This is a genomic window from Hyunsoonleella jejuensis, from assembly GCF_900111025.1.
Lineage (GTDB): Bacteria > Bacteroidota > Bacteroidia > Flavobacteriales > Flavobacteriaceae > Jejuia > Jejuia jejuensis.
Genome location: NZ_FOFN01000001.1, coordinates 678904 through 697312 on the forward strand (window position 1 = coordinate 678904; position 18409 = coordinate 697312).

At 34.4% G+C, this 18409-nt stretch carries 23 protein-coding genes and 2 tRNA genes; 15 read left to right on the plus strand and 10 right to left on the minus strand.

Annotated elements, in window-relative coordinates; all coding sequences use genetic code 11:
• Positions 1-2: 2 nt before the first annotated feature.
• Positions 3-1052 carry a tetratricopeptide repeat protein gene (locus tag BMY39_RS02885; RefSeq protein ID WP_092575105.1) on the minus strand — a complete coding sequence of 350 codons (1050 nt, stop codon included), beginning with the start codon at positions 1050-1052 and terminating at the stop codon, positions 3-5.
• A gap of 57 nt (positions 1053-1109) precedes the next feature.
• On the opposite strand from BMY39_RS02885, the gene BMY39_RS15045 reads away from it, so the two are divergent.
• Positions 1110-1298, plus strand: a complete 189-nt coding sequence (locus BMY39_RS15045; RefSeq protein ID WP_177176532.1) for a hypothetical protein — start codon at positions 1110-1112, stop codon at positions 1296-1298.
• A gap of 46 nt (positions 1299-1344) precedes the next feature.
• Here BMY39_RS15045 and BMY39_RS02890 read toward each other — a convergent pair whose 3' ends face one another.
• Complete coding sequence (locus tag BMY39_RS02890) at positions 1345-1788, minus strand: pyridoxamine 5'-phosphate oxidase family protein (protein ID WP_092575107.1); 444 nt, start codon at positions 1786-1788, stop codon at positions 1345-1347.
• On the minus strand, positions 1781-2506 hold the full coding sequence (locus tag BMY39_RS02895; protein WP_092575110.1) for a hypothetical protein: 726 nt from the start codon (positions 2504-2506) through the stop codon (positions 1781-1783). The genes BMY39_RS02890 and BMY39_RS02895 overlap by 8 nt, the downstream gene beginning before the upstream one ends.
• Positions 2507-2587: 81 nt before the next feature.
• Here BMY39_RS02895 and BMY39_RS02900 point away from each other — a divergent pair, with 81 nt between their 5' ends.
• Positions 2588-2983 (plus strand): hypothetical protein, encoded by a 396-nt coding sequence (locus BMY39_RS02900; protein WP_092575113.1) that lies wholly within the window; start codon positions 2588-2590, stop codon positions 2981-2983.
• Positions 2984-3296: 313 nt separating this feature from the next.
• On the opposite strand, the gene BMY39_RS02905 is transcribed toward BMY39_RS02900, so the two are convergent.
• Positions 3297-4298, minus strand: a complete 1002-nt coding sequence (locus tag BMY39_RS02905; protein ID WP_092575116.1) for an NAD(P)H-dependent glycerol-3-phosphate dehydrogenase — start codon at positions 4296-4298, stop codon at positions 3297-3299.
• Between the two features lie 131 nt (positions 4299-4429).
• Between BMY39_RS02905 and BMY39_RS02910 the strand changes: the two genes are divergently transcribed.
• Positions 4430-5371: a nicotinic acid mononucleotide adenyltransferase gene (locus tag BMY39_RS02910; RefSeq protein WP_092577597.1), complete on the plus strand. Its 942-nt coding sequence runs from the start codon at positions 4430-4432 to the stop codon at positions 5369-5371.
• Between the two features lie 266 nt (positions 5372-5637).
• Positions 5638-6123, plus strand: coding sequence for a peptidoglycan-binding protein LysM (gene lysM / locus BMY39_RS02915; protein WP_092575119.1), 486 nt, complete (start codon positions 5638-5640; stop codon positions 6121-6123).
• A gap of 103 nt (positions 6124-6226) precedes the next feature.
• On the opposite strand, the gene nadD is transcribed toward lysM, so the two are convergent.
• From nadD to BMY39_RS02935, 4 genes are all read right to left on the minus strand, one after another.
• Positions 6227-6805 (minus strand): nicotinate (nicotinamide) nucleotide adenylyltransferase, encoded by a 579-nt coding sequence (gene nadD / locus BMY39_RS02920; RefSeq protein ID WP_092575123.1) that lies wholly within the window; start codon positions 6803-6805, stop codon positions 6227-6229.
• Between the two features lie 6 nt (positions 6806-6811).
• The gene (gene gmk, locus BMY39_RS02925; protein ID WP_092575126.1) at positions 6812-7396 is read right to left on the minus strand and encodes a guanylate kinase; all 585 of its coding nucleotides are present in this window, start codon (positions 7394-7396) and stop codon (positions 6812-6814) included.
• A 41-nt stretch (positions 7397-7437) separates the two neighbouring features.
• Positions 7438-8295 carry a YicC/YloC family endoribonuclease gene (locus tag BMY39_RS02930; protein WP_092575129.1) on the minus strand — a complete coding sequence of 286 codons (858 nt, stop codon included), beginning with the start codon at positions 8293-8295 and terminating at the stop codon, positions 7438-7440.
• 81 nt (positions 8296-8376) lie between these two features.
• Positions 8377-8458, minus strand: a tRNA-Leu gene (locus tag BMY39_RS02935).
• Positions 8459-8604: 146 nt separating this feature from the next.
• Between BMY39_RS02935 and BMY39_RS02940 the strand changes: the two genes are divergently transcribed.
• The 4 genes from BMY39_RS02940 to BMY39_RS02955 all read left to right on the plus strand — a co-directional run bounded on the left by BMY39_RS02940 (position 8605) and on the right by BMY39_RS02955 (position 12281).
• Positions 8605-9546, plus strand: a complete 942-nt coding sequence (locus tag BMY39_RS02940; protein WP_092575131.1) for a ribose-phosphate pyrophosphokinase — start codon at positions 8605-8607, stop codon at positions 9544-9546.
• Between the two features lie 44 nt (positions 9547-9590).
• A complete protein-coding gene (locus tag BMY39_RS02945) occupies positions 9591-10250 on the plus strand; it encodes a 50S ribosomal protein L25/general stress protein Ctc (protein ID WP_092575133.1) in 660 nt (219 codons plus the stop codon).
• A 166-nt stretch (positions 10251-10416) separates the two neighbouring features.
• Complete coding sequence (gene atpD / locus BMY39_RS02950) at positions 10417-11925, plus strand: F0F1 ATP synthase subunit beta (RefSeq protein ID WP_092575135.1); 1509 nt, start codon at positions 10417-10419, stop codon at positions 11923-11925.
• A gap of 80 nt (positions 11926-12005) precedes the next feature.
• On the plus strand, positions 12006-12281 hold the full coding sequence (locus tag BMY39_RS02955) for a F0F1 ATP synthase subunit delta/epsilon (RefSeq protein ID WP_092575137.1): 276 nt from the start codon (positions 12006-12008) through the stop codon (positions 12279-12281).
• 504 nt (positions 12282-12785) lie between these two features.
• Here BMY39_RS02955 and BMY39_RS02960 read toward each other — a convergent pair.
• The gene (locus tag BMY39_RS02960) at positions 12786-13415 is read right to left on the minus strand and encodes a response regulator (protein WP_092575138.1); all 630 of its coding nucleotides are present in this window, start codon (positions 13413-13415) and stop codon (positions 12786-12788) included.
• A 54-nt stretch (positions 13416-13469) separates the two neighbouring features.
• Positions 13470-13913 carry a retropepsin-like aspartic protease family protein gene (locus BMY39_RS02965; RefSeq protein WP_092575140.1) on the minus strand — a complete coding sequence of 148 codons (444 nt, stop codon included), beginning with the start codon at positions 13911-13913 and terminating at the stop codon, positions 13470-13472.
• 71 nt (positions 13914-13984) lie between these two features.
• Between BMY39_RS02965 and BMY39_RS02970 the strand changes: the two genes are divergently transcribed.
• The 7 genes from BMY39_RS02970 (at position 13985) to BMY39_RS03000 (ending at position 18363) form a co-directional block, all read left to right on the plus strand.
• Complete coding sequence (locus tag BMY39_RS02970; protein WP_092575142.1) at positions 13985-14752, plus strand: TatD family hydrolase; 768 nt, start codon at positions 13985-13987, stop codon at positions 14750-14752.
• Positions 14749-15780, plus strand: coding sequence for an asparaginase (locus BMY39_RS02975; RefSeq protein ID WP_092575144.1), 1032 nt, complete (start codon positions 14749-14751; stop codon positions 15778-15780). Before BMY39_RS02970 ends, BMY39_RS02975 begins: the two co-directional genes overlap by 4 nt.
• Before the next feature lie 75 nt (positions 15781-15855).
• A tRNA-Ser gene (locus BMY39_RS02980) sits at positions 15856-15943 on the plus strand.
• A 74-nt stretch (positions 15944-16017) separates the two neighbouring features.
• Positions 16018-16791 (plus strand): MotA/TolQ/ExbB proton channel family protein, encoded by a 774-nt coding sequence (locus BMY39_RS02985; RefSeq protein ID WP_092575146.1) that lies wholly within the window; start codon positions 16018-16020, stop codon positions 16789-16791.
• Positions 16792-16812: 21 nt separating this feature from the next.
• Complete coding sequence (locus BMY39_RS02990) at positions 16813-17247, plus strand: hypothetical protein (protein WP_092575149.1); 435 nt, start codon at positions 16813-16815, stop codon at positions 17245-17247.
• 2 nt (positions 17248-17249) lie between these two features.
• Complete coding sequence (locus tag BMY39_RS02995; protein WP_092575151.1) at positions 17250-17858, plus strand: ExbD/TolR family protein; 609 nt, start codon at positions 17250-17252, stop codon at positions 17856-17858.
• 25 nt (positions 17859-17883) lie between these two features.
• A complete protein-coding gene (locus tag BMY39_RS03000; RefSeq protein ID WP_092575153.1) occupies positions 17884-18363 on the plus strand; it encodes an ExbD/TolR family protein in 480 nt (159 codons plus the stop codon).
• Positions 18364-18409: the final 46 nt, after the last annotated feature.

The following is an 18409-nucleotide window of genomic DNA, read 5'->3' on the forward strand; positions in this document are numbered from 1 at the left end:
TCCTAAAATGGTGAAAAATAGGATTTGTATTGATAAGCAACCACATTTGGTGGTTGATCAATGGTTGGAATAGCCGTAAATCTTGGATAATTAGGAATCAATTTTTCTGCTTTGGCAATATATTTATCTCTTAATTTATTATTACCCAGTCTGCCCTCAATCATTCCAAGCCAACCATAACACCAAGCTTCTATTAACTTGGGTTTTTTGACCTTGGCATTTAAATAGAGATGAATGTTTTCTTTAAATTTATTTAAATCCTCGTCATGCTTATCTCCGCCTCTCATGGCTCCATATAAATGTGCACGAGCAACATCAAGATACAAGACAACTTGGTCAGGGTCTCTTTTAATCACCATATTAAAACATTCTTTCGCCTTAACCTTATCATTAGTCATTAAATAGGCTTTACCCAACTTTATAAGTGCTTGGTTGGTGTCACCATTGGTGTCTATATAGGTTTTCCAATAGTTAACAATGTCAAAATCTGGTTCTTTGGATTTTAAGATAAGTTCACCTTGAGCTGCATAAAGTGGATCCACACCCTTTAGAGTTTTAAGGTGCGTTTTTGCAATATCCATGTTCCCGCCCATGTCCTCTGGTAACGAACCATAAAGGTCTATTAGAAACAATAAGGATTCTCTGCAATCAGGCTTTATGGCCAAAATACTCTTTAATGTTTCTGTACATAGAACCAGGTTTTTAGTTATCGATTCTTTATTATTAGTTTTCATGGCTTTATAGGCTTCTAACATTTGTAAATTGGCTAGATAGAATCTGAACATTACATTTTTAGGATCATAGTCTAGTGCTTTAATGATGTGTTCGGTTTTCTTATCGCTTTCCAGTGATCTGGCAATCTCGAAATGCGCTAAAGCATTAGTTGAATCGGATTTTATAATTTTAGACAAAACATTTATTGCCTCTTCGGTATGTCCGTCCATTCTTAGCACATAGGCTTTAATTATATCATTAGTATTGTTTTGGCTGTACAACAAAAATATAGGCTGCATTGCTAAAGCAAACACGAGGTACTTCACAATTGTTTTCATGGTTTTAATGTTAGTTAATATACTAGCTTTTGTATTTATAGTATAAGTTAAGCCTCAGTGTATTGGTCTACAATGATGTTGGTCAGTAAGCGATATCTTTTTTTTGGATGTCTTGCTAAAATTGAGATACTGATAGGAATTACAGTATTTGTTTTATCTAATACTATTTCTCAAATTGTTGGCAATGGATTAACGGATATGCGCCGTTGGTATGGCTTATATCCGTCGTTAAACGAAAGTAGCTGAAAAATTCTATAAAGTCAAAAATCTAAATAACCAAAAGAGCGATATTCTATATCCCATAAACCCTTTTAGCACTCGCAATTTGATCTTCCTCAGTAGTTTCAGGGTACAACATATACTTTGGGGCAATTATTGGTTTTGTGCTTTCAATAGAAATCTTAAAAATAGAGGCGAATGGAAATTTGCCTTCTGTTATTTTTAAAAGCGGCTGTTTTAATGCTTCAAATTCGGGCTGATGCTTTGAAATAATTTTTGCTTTACCTTTTACTTGATAGCCTTTTTGCACCAAAATATCAATAAAGCTTAAACACACATTTGGATTCTCTTTAATGTTTTTTGCAGATTGTGGAGACATAATGTTGGCTATAATAATGTCATTCTCAAAATAGGTAAACACTTCCTTTGGAGACACATTTGGGATGTTGTCTTGAGATACCGTGGCTAACCAACACAACACACTTTGGTCAATGTATTTTTTAATGTCCTCATTCATAGTTTAAATCTGTGAAAAGCCTTTCATTAAACTCTTGTTTTACCTCCACGTTTTTTGGTCCGAATTTGCTTCTATTAAACGATAACATAATGTTTCCCACTTTTTGGTAGTTGTCCCAAGGCATTGTAAAGCGAGGTGCTTCATCATTAAAATTTGTAAAAAACGCCCATTGCTTTATTAAATGGTCGGTTTGATCTACAAAAATATGGTACTTGTTATCTGGTGTAACACCAACATCACTAAACGTAAGTTGTAATACATCTGCAGTATTTCCGTTTTCCAAAACTTCCGTTTTCACATGCTTCAAGGTAACTCCTGGATCTTGTAATTTCCAAGGCATCACTAACCAGTAGGAATCGTTAATCCACCAATTTTTACCTTTTTCGAGTAGTTTGTTTAATGCTGCGTCATCAGTAATTGGAGCCTCTCCTTTAAAAGCTTTTCCCTTAAGCGTATTTATATTTACAAGTATGGTAAGAGAATCTTGCGGACTTTCAATTCTAACATCGCCCGTCCATTTATTCCAAAACAATACGCGTTTGGCAAAATCCCATTTTATAAATTTGGTATTATTATAGTTATCCACACCGCCCATGGCTTTTTCTATCTGTTTTACAATTTCGGAAGTGTTTTTAGAAGTTTGCGCATTACAGGTGGTATAGGAAAAACTTAAAAAAAGTATTATCGCCGTAAGATTTAGAATTGAAGGTAATTTCATTTTATAATTAAGTATATGTGTTTCTGGAAAATTACATAAACTTTTAGAAATAGGTTATTTTTGCTGCTTAAAATATGAGTTTTGAAAAAAGATATTGAGATTCCGAAAGTTGAGGATGTTTACATTGCTGTAGTGCTAGAACATAACACTATTTACAAAACTGATGATTGGAATGCCTACATTATTAACGATAAGGATACCGATTTAGAAATGGTAATTATTGTCTCCGAAGGCTATTCTGAAACTAAAAAGACAGCTACGTTTAGAAAGCGTATTGATAAACTTCCTGCGAAAAGCTACGCCAAAATAGAACTATTACAAGAAGATTTATTTGCACTGAATAATAGTTTTAAGGTTTCTTTTTTTGAAGGTAATGCAATGCTTGATAAAACGTATGTGTTCAGAAAAAATACAATTAACCCAAAGGCATTACAAACCATACCGCTAATGAAGGTTAAAGGTGTTTTGGTGAAATAAATACGTTGGCAAACTAGACCGCGTTAGGGATTGTAGTGGCATCCTTTTGTTTTCTTACAGATATGCTAAATTATTGATGTATAACATAGTTTTATTTGGATTCCTGCCTTCGAAGGAGTGACAAAACAAAAGATATAGCCCTTCGACTACGCTCAAGATGAACTGCAAGCCCGACCCGACACCTGCACTGAGCTTGTCGAAGTGTTAGGAGGGTAACGCCCAAATATAAGTTTTAAAGAGCAATTTACAGTTGAGTGTTCTCCTCCTCTTGTGCTGAGCTTAGTCGAAGTATGGAGGAGCTAGAGGAGGCTTTTTAATCTAACAAATCGGTTAGTTTTTTAAACACCTTTTTCGGGTTTTTGTTTTCGTATAGGATAGCATAAACGGCATCAATAATAGGTGTTTCTGCTTTTTTCTCATTATTTTGGTTAATGAGGTAAGCACTTTTTGTAGCATAATATCCTTCGGCAACCATACTCATTTCCATTTGTGCAGATTTTACGGTGTAACCCTTGCCAATCATGTTGCCAAACATGCGATTTCTAGAAAACGTAGAGTAGCCCGTTACCAATAAATCGCCTAAATACGCAGAGTTATTAATGTTACGTTTCATTTTATGTACACGTTTTATATAACGTTTCATCTCCCTAATGGCATTACTCATTAAAATGCTCTGAAAATTATCGCCATAGCCCAATCCATGGGCAATTCCCGCGGCAATAGCATAAATATTTTTGAGCATAACGCCATATTCTATACCAATAACGTCATCACTTATCTTAGTTTTTATGTAGTCGCTCGATAAACTATCGGCTATCTGTTGCGCCTTTTTGGAGTCCCAACACGAAATGGTGAGGTAAGACAAACGCTCTAGTGCTACCTCTTCTGCATGACATGGGCCTGCTATAACCGCAATATTTTCAAAGGGCACTTTGTATTTTTCATTAAAGTGCTCACCTACCAATAGGCCCGATTCTGGAACAATACCTTTTACGGCAGAAACCACGGTTTTTTTAGAAATATCTACAGTAAGCTTTTCCAGTTCACTATGAATAAAGGCAGAAGGGATTACAAATATTAAAATATCGGCCCATGTTGCCATCTCATTTATATCATTACTAAGCTTTAATTGCTCCAAATGAAATTCTACCGAACTTAAATAATTGGGGTTATGCTGCTCCCTCAACAAATGCTCTTTGGTATATATACTGCGCATATACCAACCAATTTCATCTAAATTTTCGCAAAGCATTTTCACAATAGCCGTTGCCCAACTTCCTGCTCCAAAAACCGCATATTTTAAAGGTTTATTCATAGAAAATAAAACATTATTTCTACTTCAAAAGTACGTAAAATATAGAAGAATGTATGTATATGGTGCCTTCAATAAAAATTTTTGGCACGCTGTTTGGATATATAGAAACAGAAACCCTAAAACGGATGATTATGAAGACTGCAAAATTACTTTTAAGTTTAGCGTTAGTATCAACACTTTTTACGTCTTGCTATACAGAGGTTATTGTTGATGACTTTGTGGATGCACCAATAATAAATGCAAACCAGGTACTAAATTCCCACGAACTTTGGTACGTAGATATAAACCAAACCATTGGTTTTGGTGAAGTGCCTTTTCTACAAAAAGCATTTACCATTTCGTTTATTAATGGAACAGTATATGCAAACAACAATTTAGTAGGTATCGGTAGCAGCGGCAACGGATTTGGAATTGATGTTGCAAGTTATGATGCATATAATACAATTTTGGACGTAAATCATGATATTGATGGTTTTGTAACTTTCGATGTGTTTGTGGTAGATAGCAATACTATCGAGTTATACAATCCAGATACAGATACGTCGTACTTTTTAGAAGGCTATCAGCGAAGAAATTTTGACTACGATTTTGTGTTCTATGATAATATTCATTATTTCTTACAAGAATATGAAGCTTGGGAAAAGACCTATACTAGTGAAATAGGTGTTTTAAACGAGTTTGATAACGAGAATTATTTACAATTTTTAGCTGGAGGCAATGATTCTACCTTTAGAAGTTCTCAAGATGATTTTGGGATGAACCCTAATAACTTAATTTGGGATTATACAGGAGTTTATGGTGTTGGAAATATTGCAGGAAACGAACTTTTAAAAACTTTAACATTAGATTATGATTCTTTCGACAATGAATTTTTTGAATTGAGCGTTATAGATGACGGAACCATAGAGTTGTACCACGCATCTTCTGAAACTATATACGAATTTAAAGGAAGAGGCTACATACAATACTTAAAGTCTGCTAGTACAAAAGATAAGAGTACTGCGAATAAAGAGAAGAAACGTAAGTTTAAAAGCGAAAGAAAAGAAAACCCTAGAGACAATACTAGAGGGTAGTTTTAAGATATATAAAGTGAGATCCCGCCTAGGGCGGGATTAGTTCAACTTTCAAATTTGCTTCAGGTTTTTCAGACCTTTTCAAATTTGAGTTTCACTAAAATTTTTGGTTGGTTATTTAGTTTAGAAACCGTTTAAAGCAACTTGCTTTAGGCGGTTTCTGTTTTTGCGTTAAAATATGTGACATATCCGTTATTATTGTGTCTTAAAATTGTGTAGTTTTAAACACTACAGAAAACAAAATTATTAACCTTAAATAAATTAACATGGGATTATTTTCATTTATTAAAAACGCAGGAGCAAAAGTATTTGGTATAGGCAAAACAGATGAAGAGGAAGCTGCAGAGGCTGCTGCTAAAGAATTGAAGTTAGAGCAAATAGCTGCTCAAAAATTGGAAGAAACAATTAACGATTTACAATTGAAGGTAGAAGGCCTTAATGTATTTATAGATGACGAAACTGCTACAGTAACTGGTGCTGCTTTCGACCAAGCAACTAAAGAAAAAGTAGTTTTAGTAGTAGGGAATTCTAACGGTATTGCTTTTGTAGATGATCAAATGACGGTGGAGAATCCAGAACCAGAAGCACAATTTCACACAGTTGAGAGTGGCGACACGCTTGGGAAAATCGCAAAAACATATTATGGCAATGCCATGAAATATCCTGTGATATTTGAAGCAAATAAACCAATGCTTAAAGATCCTGATAAAATATATCCTGGGCAAGTATTGCGCATTCCTGCCTTAGATTAAGGTATTTCAGATGTATTTATATTATTACTAATCCTGCTTCTTAGAAGCGGGATTTGGTGTTTTTACACCTAAATAAATTTGTTTAAAAATTAGAAACAGTACCTTACTTATAGAAGTTCATCTCATCTAAATACTGCCACGTATGATGTGGTAACATAGGTTGCACATTTTTACCTTCCTTTATAGATTTTCTAATAAAGGTTGAAGATAGTTGCATGATGGGTGCATTGATAAAATGAATTCTTGCGTGGTTGTGGAATTGGGTCTCAATTGTCTTTTCAGAAATTCTGGGATACACGTAAATATCATGTGCTTCTAAAATAAGCTCGTAATTTTTCCATTTATGAAAACTTTTAAGGTTGTCTTCCCCCATAATCAATGCAAACTCATGATCGGGATATTTTTCCTGTAAATAAGCTAAAGTATTAATGGTGTAATTGGGTTGGGGCAAATTAAACTCGATATCGCTCGGTTTTAGTTTGGTAAAATCTTTAGTGGCTTGATACACCATTTCTAAACGTTGAAAATTATCTAAAAGCGAACTCTTTTTCTTAAAAGGATTATGCGGAGTAACAACAAACCATACCTGGTCTAAATCACTAAATTCGGCAATATGGTTACCAATAACTAAATGCCCAATATGAATGGGGTTAAAAGAGCCAAAAAATAAACCAACCTTCATAATACCTTAAGAGTTTATAAACTGTCTTACTTGAGTTTCAGCTTCTATGAGTGCGTGTTCAAGGTTGTCGTTTACAATAATGGTATCAAATAAAGGTGCTGTAGCTAATTCTGCAGAGGCTTTGGCTACGCGCATATTTATTTTGTCTTCACTCTCAGTTTTACGTTTTTTCAACCTAATCTTAAGCTCATCAATACTTGGGGGCTTTACAAAAACAGCTAAAGTTTCATTAGGATATTTACGTTTTATGCGAAGTCCACCAGAAACATCAATATCAAAAATCACATTCTTTCCTAAAGCCCAAATACGTTCCACTTCAGTTTTTAGAGTACCGTAGAAATTATCTCGATAAACTTCTTCCCACTCCAAAAATTCTTCATTTTTAATTTTGGTTTTAAATGCTTTAGCCGATAAGAAGTAGTAATCTTTACCATCAATTTCATTTCCACGTTTTTCTCGGGATGTAGCAGATATAGAAAATTCTAAATTCAAATCCTCAATACCCAATAAATGGCGTACGATAGTAGTTTTTCCAGAACCTGAAGGTGCTGAAAACACTATAAGTTTACCTTGTTTTTTTTCTTTATTCATATTTATTTAACTAAATACTGCCACTTATACTGCGAACTGAATTACAAAACATTCAATAGCTGTTCCTTAATTTTTTCAAGCTCATCTTTCATTTGCACCACCAACTGCTGCATTGGTGCATAATTACTTTTTGAGCCTATGGTATTTATTTCGCGCCCCATTTCTTGACTAATGAATCCAAGTTTTTTCCCATTAGAATCTTCAGATTTAATGGATTCTACAAAATAGTTAAGATGATTTTTTAAACGCACTTTTTCTTCAGTAATATCAAACTTTTCAATATAGTATACCAGCTCCTGCTCAAATCGGTTTTCGTCGTATTTTTCTCTTAGTTCTTCAACACCTTTTTTAAGGCGTTCGCGAACACCTTCAACACGTTCTGGATCCATTTCAATAACTTTATCAAGAATATCTGCTATGGTCGCTACACGATTATTAAAATCGTTTTCTAAAACCTTACCTTCATTCAATCTGTGCTTTACTAAATCTTCAGTTGCTAGGTCAATACCTTCTGAAATAGCGTTCCACTCATTCTCGTCAATTTCTTCTCTTACTGTATTTAAGGCATCAGGAAACCTTACGGCCATTTCCAAAAGTTTTGCATCATCTGTATCAACAATATCTTTTAACTGAGCCATATACTGTTTTACTACAGGTGTGTTTAATTGTGTAGAGGTGTCTTCTGCAGTCGCTTCAACAAATATTGAAAAATCAATTTTGCCACGAACTAATTTGTCAGCAAGAGATTTTCTTATGGCTAATTCCTTCTCTCTATAAATTGAAGGCATACGTGCGTTTAAATCTAAATTTTTACTGTTTAGAGATTTGAGCTCTATGGTGATTTTTTTGGTTGGTAATTGCAGAACAGATTTTCCGTAACCTGTCATTGAATAAATCATAAAATGTGTTTTAGATATGCAAAGGTAATTAAACTACAGTATGAAATAAAAAAGGCCTTAACAATGTTGTTAAAGCCTTTGTACTCAAGGTGGGAATCGAACCCACACTTCCGAAGAAACTGGATTTTGAATCCAGCGCGTCTACCAATTCCGCCACTTGAGCAATTTAGGATTGCAAAAATATATATTTTTTCGATACGATACACTAAAATACTAGGCAATATACTTTTCAGGTTAAAATAAATGTCTAAATTTGCACCTCGTTTAAAAAAGTCATCATTTTAAATCCTATAAAACAACTAGTTAACCATGGCCGTTGTAAACACCGAAGCTAAAATTTTTGCTTGTACGCAGAGCAGAGTATTAGGGGAGAACATTGCCAAAGCTTTTGGGGCTAAACTTGGTAACGTAATTACTTCAACATACAGTGATGGTGAATTCCAACCTTCATATGAAGAGTCAATTAGGGGGACTAGGATTTTTATTATTGGTTCTACCCACCCAGAACCAAGAAATTTAATGGAAATGTTGTTGATGATTGATGCTGCAAAACGAGCATCAGCAAGACACATTACAGCAGTAATGCCTTACTTTGGTTGGGCTAGACAGGACAGAAAAGACAAACCCCGAGTACCAATAGCGGCAAAATTAGTAGCTAAAATGCTAGAAGCGGCCGGCGCTACGCGTATTATTACAATGGATTTGCACGCTGACCAAATTCAAGGGTTTTTTGAAAAACCAGTAGATCATTTATTTGCCTCTACAATTTTTCTGCCTTATTTAAAGAGCTTAAACCTATCTGATCTAACAGTAGCTTCTCCAGACATGGGAGGCTCTAAAAGAGCTTATGCGTATTCAAAGGCTTTAACAAGCGATGTGGTTATTTGTTACAAGCAACGCGCTAAGGCCAATGTAATTTCACATATGGAGTTAATAGGCGATGTTACTGGAAAGAACGTTGTGTTGGTGGATGATATGGTAGATACAGCAGGAACTTTAACGAAAGCGGCAGATTTAATGATGGAAAGAGGTGCTTTAAGCGTTAGGGCAATTTGTACACATCCTATTTTATCAGGAAATGCTTACGAAAGGATAGAAAACTCTAAGTTAGAAGAATTAATAACAACAGATTCTATTCCATTAAAGCGAGAAAGTGATAAAATAAGAGTATTAAGCTGTGCGGATTTATTTGCAGAAGTTATGGATAAAGTTCATAATAACAGGTCCATCAGTTCTAAATTTGTTATGTAAATAGTATTAAAATTAAGAATATTAATAATTATATATAAACAGAAATGAAATCAATTACAATCAACGGATCTAAAAGAGAAAGCGTGGGCAAAAAAGCAACAAAAGCCTTGCGTAATGCTGGACAGGTTCCTTGCGTATTATACGGAGGAGACCAACCAGTGCATTTCTCTGCACCAGAATTGGCTTTCTCTAAACTTGTATACACGCCTAATGCGCATACAGTTGTGATTGCCCTAGACAATGGAGAAACTTTAAATGCTGTACTGCAAGACATACAGTTTCATCCAGTAACAGATAGAATTCTACATATAGACTTTTATCAGTTGTTTGAAGATAAAGAAATTGCTCTTAACATTCCAGTAAACCTTGTTGGTAACTCAAGAGGTGTTAAAAATGGTGGTGTATTAAGAAGAAACAATAGAAAGCTACGTATTAAGGCACTACCTGCTAATTTACCAGATTTTATAGAGATAGATATTACGCCTCTTAAAATTGGAGATAAAGTAGCGGTCGGAGATTTACCAAGTGAAAATTATACCTTTTTACATTCAGATAACACTGTGGTTTGCCAGATTAAAACGGCAAGAACTGCAATTGTTGATGTTGATGATGAAGATGAAGAACTTGAAGGAGAAGAAGGAGCAGAAGCATCAGCTGAAGGAGCTGCTGCAGATGCACCAGCAGCAGAGGCTACTCAAGAATAAAACCATCTTAAATGGTATTGAAAAGCACCTTCAATTTGAAGGTGCTTTTTTATTGTAAAAAACCTTTAAAGTTGACTTAAATTTTAAATTAAAAAATATATCTTTGCACGCGAAAACTAAAAGAGGTTTTTATCAATTAAACCGCATAATATTAAATACATAAGTAATGTCTAAAGTTACAGGTAAAGTTGCACAAATAGTAGGACCAGTTATCGACGTTGAGTTTGGAGCAGGTTCAGAACTTCCAAAAATTTACGATTCATTAGAAATTAAAAGACCAGATGGTTCAATTTTGGTATTAGAAGTACAATCTCACATTGGTGAAGATACTGTTCGTACTATAGCCATGGACTCATCAGATGGTTTAAGTAGAGGAACTGAGGTTACTGCAACTGGAGCACCTATTCAAATGCCAATTGGTGAAGATGTTTACGGACGTTTATTTAACGTAATTGGTGATGCTATTGATGGTCTTGGTAATTTGCCAAAGGCAGGAAAGGCCGGATTACCAATTCACAGACAAGCTCCTAAATTCGAAGATTTATCAACTTCTACTGAAGTGCTATTTACTGGTATTAAAGTAATCGACCTTATTGAACCTTATGCAAAAGGTGGTAAAATCGGATTATTTGGTGGTGCTGGTGTTGGTAAAACAGTATTAATTCAGGAATTAATTAACAATATTGCAAAAGGCCACGGAGGGTTATCCGTATTTGCTGGTGTAGGTGAAAGAACTCGTGAAGGAAATGACCTTTTAAGAGAAATGCTAGAATCTGGTATTATTAAATATGGTGAAGACTTTATGCATTCTATGGAAGAAGGCGGATGGGATTTAGCAAAAGTTGATAAAGCTGGAATGAAAGATTCTAAAGCTACGTTTGTATTCGGACAGATGAACGAGCCTCCAGGAGCACGTGCTCGTGTTGCCTTATCTGGTTTAACTATTGCTGAATATTTCCGTGATGGTGCTGGCGATGGACAAGGAAAAGATGTATTATTCTTCGTTGATAATATCTTCCGTTTCACACAAGCAGGTTCAGAGGTATCTGCACTTCTTGGTCGTATGCCTTCTGCGGTAGGTTACCAACCTACGTTAGCAACGGAGATGGGTGCAATGCAAGAGCGTATCACATCTACTAAAAAAGGATCTATTACTTCTGTACAGGCGGTTTACGTACCTGCAGATGATTTAACAGACCCGGCTCCTGCAACCACCTTTGCTCACTTAGATGCTACTACTGTATTGTCTCGTAAAATTGCAGAGCTTGGTATTTATCCTGCGGTAGACCCGCTAGATTCTACATCAAGAATTTTAACTGCTGATATTTTAGGTGATGCCCATTATAACTGTGCACAAAGAGTTAAAGAGTTATTACAACGTTATAAAGAATTACAAGACATTATTGCTATTTTAGGTATGGAAGAATTATCTGAAGAAGATAAATTGGCTGTATCTAGGGCACGTCGTGTACAACGTTTCTTGTCTCAACCGTTCCATGTAGCAGAACAGTTTACCGGTATTCCTGGTGTATTGGTTGATATAAAAGAAACTATAAAAGGATTTAACATGATTATGGATGGTGAATTAGATCACCTTCCTGAAGCAGCTTTCAACCTTAAAGGAACTATAGAGGATGCGATTGAAGCTGGTGAGAAAATGTTAGCCGAAGCGTAAAACTAGTATGCAGTTTAGCAGTGGCAGTTAGCGGTTTTGCTACTGAGTACTGAATACTGAATACTGAATACTGAAAGATTATGTATTTAGAAATTGTATCACCAGAAGCAACTTTATTTAAAGGAGAGGTTATTAGTGTAGCTGTCCCTGGAGTAAATGGTGAGTTTGAAATGCTTAAAGATCACGCACCTATTGTGTCCTTATTAAAGGAAGGTAATGTAAAGATATCTGGAAACATTACTTTAGATGAAGAGGTGGAATCTAAATTCACGAAGTCTGATAAAGGGTTTTGGTTACCAATTACTTCTGGAACATTAGAAATGAAAGACAATAAGGTTATTGTTTTAGCTGATTAAGAAGATTAAAACTAGATATAAAAACCCCGTAACAACTTTGTTATGGGGTTTTTAATTTTAACTAACTAAAATGAAAATAAAGTTTAAAAAATAATAACCAGTAGGTTTATCGCAATGGTTGCAACGACTAAGATGGCCAACCCAATAGCGAAAGATGTATCCAGGACAGTTTCTGTAGTTTTCATAACGCGTTAATAATTAAGTTAGAATTTCTCTCGTAATTAAAAAAGAAACTCTGCGCTATTACTACACAGAGTTTCTAGTAATTCTCTCTCAAAAGAATTGATTAATAGCTTAGGTAAATGTATAGTGATGCGATGAAAAAAAAAATACGCAGTTGTACGTATTTTTTAAGAAGACAAAATTAAAATTAACCTATTATAAAGGCGAAAGCCCTAGAATATAAAACTCTAGGACTTTCAATAATTCTCCCTAAGAACTAATTAATAGCATTGTAAAGGTAATTGATAAAGCCGTAACACAAAATACGTACTTGTACGTATTTTATAGAAAGGGCTTGTTTAAATTGGCCCAAATTGATAGTGAGGTTGGTTTTTTGTCTAACCCTAGTTTAGAAACAATATTACTCCTATGCTTATCAACAGTTCTTGGTGATATAGATAATTCTTTTGCAATTTCTTGAGACGTTTTATTTTCAGATATTAGTGTAACTATTTTAAGTTCAGATTTTGTTAATAGTTCTAGCTCTTTTGGCTTTTTTTGGCTGCTGTGCTTCAAATAAGTTGCTATTTCTTCACTAAAGTAGGATTGGTTGTTTTCAACATGAGCAATACAATTTTCTATCTCTTCAATTGCAAATTCTTTAAGAATATAACCATAAACACCGTATTCTAAGGCTTTGTCATAAAGATCTTCTTCTTTGTCAAATGTTATTAAAATAATTTTTGTATCAAGATTATTTTTTTGAACGTCTTCAGCAATTTCAAGACCTGTTTTATATGGCATTCTAATATCTAGAATAGCAATCTTAGGTTTTAGTTTTACTATAAGATTATAAGCACTTTTACCATCTTCAGCGCTTCCTAAAATGTTAAATCCTTTGGATGTTAAAAAGTCTGTTAAACCACGAAGCATTAGCGGGTGATCATCCGCTATTACAATAGATGTATGCATTTAAGCTAGGAATAATTGCTATTAATTTTATCGATACATAAGTTTGGTAAAAACTTACAATTTTAAATATAGATATTTTTTCTCATAATCAATTATGGCTTTCCCTTTTTTTAAAGTGTCTGCACCAATGATACCATCAACGGGTTTGGAATTATGATTTACCAAAGCCGTATTCACGTGTGTCATATTAAACAAGACCAAAACAACTTTTTTTTGTTGCCACTTGCCTATCTTAACTTTGTTTTTTTTAGACATTTTAGTTGCCATATCTATTGCACCTGCGCCTGCAGCCAAAATGCTAGAGTCTTTAACCTTTAAATTAAAAGTGGTAATAGCCTCAAAACCTACGCAAGAACTAGACGCACCCGTATCTAAGATAAAACTCCCCTTAACGCCATTTATCGTAGCTTTCATTTCAAAGTGATTCGTTTTTGTGAGATGAAGCTTTATTTTGGTGTATTTTTTTTCAAGGAGAAAATTTTGAAGAGAAATATCCATCGGTTAGATTTTAAACAAATATAGTTCATAAAATCATTTACTTTTACAGGATAAATCATATTAAATCAATTTTGATAATAACAGACACTCATACCCATTTATACAGCGAAGCTTTTAATGAAGATAGGCACAACATGATTAATCGCGCAATTGATACAGGCGTAACCCGATTTTTTATTCCTGCAATCGATTCCACGTACACCGCATCAATGTTTCAACTGGAAAAAGATTTTCCAGAACATATTTTTTTAATGATGGGACTGCATCCAACACATGTGAAGGATAATTATTTAGAGGAGTTAACACATGTCGAGGACATGCTTTCAAAGCGACAGTTTTACGCTATTGGAGAAATAGGAATAGATTTGTACTGGGACCAATCTACACTTGAAATTCAGCAAAAAGCCTTTAAACATCAAATTCAATTAGCAAAAAAGTATAAGTTGCCCATCGTTATTCACTGTAGAGCAGCTTTTGATGAAATTTTTGAAGTCTTGGAAACTGAAAAGGGAGATGACCTATTTGGGATTTTTCATTGTTTTACAGGAACTTTAGAACAGGCACATCAGGCGCTGTCCTACAACATGAAACTTGGAATAGGTGGTGTGGTAACTTTTAAAAATGGTAAGATTGATCAGTTTTTAAATCAGATTGATTTAGAGCATATCGTGCTAGAAACTGATGCGCCGTATTTATCACCAATACCTTACAGGGGGAAGCGTAATGAAAGCGCTTATATTATTAATGTCTTAGAAAAATTATCTGATATCTATAGCAAATCGGTTGAAGACATAGCAAAAATCACAACTCGAAATTCAAAAGATATTTTTAAAATATGAGTGTTACAAAACCAAGCATACTATTAATTTATACGGGTGGTACTATAGGAATGGTAAAAGAAGCCGAAACTGGTACTTTGCGCGCCTTCAACTTTAATAACTTATCAAAGCAAATTCCAGAATTGAAACTATTGGATTGTAACATTGAGGCAATTTCCTTCGATAAGCCGATGGATTCAAGTAATATGCATCCTGATTGTTGGGTGCAAATTGCAGAAATAATTGAGTCAAATTACAATACTTTTGATGGTTTTGTAGTACTCCATGGAAGTGATACGATGAGTTATACCGCATCCGCGTTAAGTTTTATGTTAGAAAACTTATCAAAACCGGTAATTTTTACAGGGGCGCAATTACCAATCGGAGATTTAAGAACCGATGCCAAAGAGAATTTAATTACATCTATTCAAATTGCATCGTTACAGGATAAAGACCAACCTGTAATTAAAGAGGTGTGTTTATATTTTGAATATAAATTGTATCGCGGGAATCGCACTACCAAAATAAATGCAGAGCATTTTCAAGCATTTAACTCCTTAAATTATCCGTGTTTAGCAGAATCTGGAGTGCATTTAAAAATAAACCATCAATATTTATTAAAACCGACGTATAAAGAACCTTTAACGGTTCATAAGATTATGGATAATAATATAGCCTTAGTTAAGTTGTTTCCAGGAATTACATCATCATATATAAATGGTGTTTTAAATACGGGTGGTTTAAAAGCAGTTATTTTAGAAACCTACGGCTCTGGAAACTGTACAACTGATCAATGGTTTATTGATGCTGTTGCAGAAGCAATTTCAAAAGGCATTTATGTTATTAATGTAACACAATGCGTTGGTGGCGGTGTAAATATGGGGCAATATGAAAGCAGTAGTCTTTTGAAACGTATAGGTGTAATTTCTGGAAAAGACATGACAACGGAATCTGCAATTACTAAGTTAATGTATCTATTGGGGCAATTCGATTCAAAAGTATTGCTTAAAAAAGACTTTGAAACATCTCTTAGAGGAGAGATGACCTAAAATTAACTACAAAGGTTTTATTGTTTGATATTTTTTTTGTTATTTGGTCTCCCTTAAAAATTACGATTAACCCACAGAGAGGTGGCCGAGTGGTCGAAGGCGCACGCCTGGAAAGTGTGTATACCCCAAAAGGGTGTCGAGGGTTCGAATCCCTTCCTCTCTGCACAATTATATTTAGTTTTTAATTGTATTTTTTATATCTTTAACACTTTAACTAATAAAATTAAGATTTAGAACATGAAAAGATTATTTTCTATCCTTGCCATTACAGGAATGATGGTATTTGGAACTGCAAATGCAACTACTAATGCAACGGTAAATACTGCTGCAACCACTGTTGTAACTACTCAAGATAGCGAAGACGCAGCACCAGCTGAAGAACTTGGCTTTCATCAAGGATTAAAAAAGCGTTTTATTGAAGGAGGCCCAGGTTTTATGGGAATTGTATTGTTGTGTTTAATTCTTGGATTAGCAATTGCTATTGAGAGAATTATCTTTTTAAATTTATCTACAACAAATACAAAAAAACTAACTCAAAGTGTAGAAGATGCATTAGCCTCTGGTGGTGTTGAAGCTGCTAAAGAAGTTTGTAGAAACACAAAAGGTCCTATCGCGTCTATTTTCTATCAAGGTTTAGATAGAACTGATGAGGGGCTTGAGGCTGCTGAAAAAGCTGTTGTAGCTTATGGTGGTGTTCAAATGGGGCAATTAGAGAAAAATGTTTCTTGGATTTCTTTATTTATTGCCTTGGCACCAATGCTTGGTTTCATGGGTACTGTAATTGGTATGATTCAGGCGTTCGATAAAATTGAAGCTGCAGGTGACATGAACCCTTCCTTAGTTGCAGGTGGTATTAAAGTAGCACTTTTAACGACAGTATTTGGTCTTATAGTAGCAATTATTCTTCAAATATTTTACAATTATATTATTGCGAAAATAGATAGCATTGTTAATGATATGGAAGACTCTTCTATTACATTAATGGACTTGCTTATCAGACACAAAAAGTAATAATCTAAAATTGTAACTATTATGAAAAAAATATTAACCATAGTATTGGTTGTTGTTGGAGTGCTTTCCATAGCATTTCTAGCAATGATAATATCAGCCGGTGATGAAGCCGTAAAAGCTGGAGAAGCAGGTGGTTCGGTTAACTCTATTATGTATATTGCTTATATAATTTTAGGATTAACATTAGCATTTGTTGTTATATTCAGTTTAAAAAATATACTCACAAATCCGGATACTTTAAAAAGCACCTTAAAAGCGGTTGGAGCATTTGCCGTATTGGCTGCCATTTGTTATTTTGGACTTGCTAATGGCGTTGAAACACCACTTAAAGATGGTGGAACATTATCTGAGGGCGGATCAAAATTGCTAGGAGCAGGATTATATTTATTCTACTTTCTAATTGCTATCGCAGGAGGATCTATGTTGTTTTACGGAATTAAAAAAATGATTAAATAATTATGGCAAAACGAGCAGCACCTGAAGTTAATGCAGGCTCAATGGCCGACATTGCCTTCTTATTATTAATATTTTTCTTGGTAACTACTACCATTGAGAAAGACTCAGGTATTAACCGAAAATTGCCTCCAATGGAGGATAATACTGAGCCGCCTATTATTAAGCAAAAAAATATTTTTACAGTTCTAGTGAATAAGCAAGATCGTTTGCTTGTTGAAGATGAGCCAATGGAAATTAAAGACTTAAGAAAAGCTGCTGTAGAATTTTTGGATAATAATGGGGATGGCTCTTGTGAATTTTGCAAAGGCGCCAGAGATCCAAAATCATCTGACAACCCAGATAAGGCAATTATTTCTTTGAAAAATGACCGCGAAACCTCTTACGCAGCTTACATATCAGTTCAAAATGAGCTAGTTGCAGCTTACAATGAGTTAAGAAACAGACGCGCATTAGAAATAGGAGCATCTAGAGGTTTCCCAAATATGAACTATCAAGAGATGAATGTATTGCATGATGATGTAAGATGGAATGGAAACAGAAAGAAACTTGGAGACCTTATAGACCAAATTAAACTTGAGATTCCTCAGAAATTATCGGAGGTAGTTGAGTAATAATCCAGAATTAAAAACTTAAAATATGTCTAAGTTTAAAAAGAAAAAAGACGGTGGATTAGCACCAATAAATACGGCTTCGTTGCCCGATATTGTTTTTATGTTATTGTTTTTCTTTATGGTTGCAACTGTTATGCGGGAAGATACTTTAAAAATAAAGAATTCTCTTCCTGTTGCAGACCAAGTTGAAAAACTTGATAAGAAAAACCCTGTTAGTTATATCTATATGGGAAAACCAAGTGAGAACTACAAAAAATATGGTACAGAAGCTAGAATTCAGTTGAATGATGACTTTGCATCGGTAAGTGATATAGCTGCTTTTATAGCCGCGGAAAGAGCCGCTTTAAGAGAAGAATTAATACCTTTTTTAACTGTTTCTCTAAAAGTTGATAGAGATGCAAATATGGGTATTGTTGGTGATGTAAAGCAAGAGCTTAGAAAAGTAAATGCTTTGAAGATTAACTACACAACTGGAGTAGGAGATGCATTAACAAATATGCAGTAATAAAAAGAAGAAATCTTAATATTTATAAAAGGTCGCGATAGAAATA

What these genes read in the sequence shown, in the direction of transcription:
- BMY39_RS02885 (WP_092575105.1), bottom strand. Translation starts at nt 1,052, where the DNA reads ATGAAAACAATTGTGAAGTACCTCGTGTTTGCTTTAGCAATGCAGCCT.
- BMY39_RS02890 (WP_092575107.1), bottom strand. Translation starts at nt 1,788, where the DNA reads ATGAATGAGGACATTAAAAAATACATTGACCAAAGTGTGTTGTGTTGG.
- BMY39_RS02895 (WP_092575110.1), bottom strand. Translation starts at nt 2,506, where the DNA reads ATGAAATTACCTTCAATTCTAAATCTTACGGCGATAATACTTTTTTTA.
- BMY39_RS02905 (WP_092575116.1), bottom strand. Translation starts at nt 4,298, where the DNA reads ATGAATAAACCTTTAAAATATGCGGTTTTTGGAGCAGGAAGTTGGGCA.
- BMY39_RS02910 (WP_092577597.1), top strand. Translation starts at nt 4,430, where the DNA reads ATGAAGACTGCAAAATTACTTTTAAGTTTAGCGTTAGTATCAACACTT.
- lysM (WP_092575119.1), top strand. Translation starts at nt 5,638, where the DNA reads ATGGGATTATTTTCATTTATTAAAAACGCAGGAGCAAAAGTATTTGGT.
- nadD (WP_092575123.1), bottom strand. Translation starts at nt 6,805, where the DNA reads ATGAAGGTTGGTTTATTTTTTGGCTCTTTTAACCCCATTCATATTGGG.
- gmk (WP_092575126.1), bottom strand. Translation starts at nt 7,396, where the DNA reads ATGAATAAAGAAAAAAAACAAGGTAAACTTATAGTGTTTTCAGCACCT.
- BMY39_RS02930 (WP_092575129.1), bottom strand. Translation starts at nt 8,295, where the DNA reads ATGATTTATTCAATGACAGGTTACGGAAAATCTGTTCTGCAATTACCA.
- BMY39_RS02940 (WP_092575131.1), top strand. Translation starts at nt 8,605, where the DNA reads ATGGCCGTTGTAAACACCGAAGCTAAAATTTTTGCTTGTACGCAGAGC.
- BMY39_RS02945 (WP_092575133.1), top strand. Translation starts at nt 9,591, where the DNA reads ATGAAATCAATTACAATCAACGGATCTAAAAGAGAAAGCGTGGGCAAA.
- atpD (WP_092575135.1), top strand. Translation starts at nt 10,417, where the DNA reads ATGTCTAAAGTTACAGGTAAAGTTGCACAAATAGTAGGACCAGTTATC.
- BMY39_RS02955 (WP_092575137.1), top strand. Translation starts at nt 12,006, where the DNA reads ATGTATTTAGAAATTGTATCACCAGAAGCAACTTTATTTAAAGGAGAG.
- BMY39_RS02960 (WP_092575138.1), bottom strand. Translation starts at nt 13,415, where the DNA reads ATGCATACATCTATTGTAATAGCGGATGATCACCCGCTAATGCTTCGT.
- BMY39_RS02965 (WP_092575140.1), bottom strand. Translation starts at nt 13,913, where the DNA reads ATGGATATTTCTCTTCAAAATTTTCTCCTTGAAAAAAAATACACCAAA.
- BMY39_RS02975 (WP_092575144.1), top strand. Translation starts at nt 14,749, where the DNA reads ATGAGTGTTACAAAACCAAGCATACTATTAATTTATACGGGTGGTACT.
- BMY39_RS02985 (WP_092575146.1), top strand. Translation starts at nt 16,018, where the DNA reads ATGAAAAGATTATTTTCTATCCTTGCCATTACAGGAATGATGGTATTT.
- BMY39_RS02990 (WP_092575149.1), top strand. Translation starts at nt 16,813, where the DNA reads ATGAAAAAAATATTAACCATAGTATTGGTTGTTGTTGGAGTGCTTTCC.
- BMY39_RS02995 (WP_092575151.1), top strand. Translation starts at nt 17,250, where the DNA reads ATGGCAAAACGAGCAGCACCTGAAGTTAATGCAGGCTCAATGGCCGAC.
- BMY39_RS03000 (WP_092575153.1), top strand. Translation starts at nt 17,884, where the DNA reads ATGTCTAAGTTTAAAAAGAAAAAAGACGGTGGATTAGCACCAATAAAT.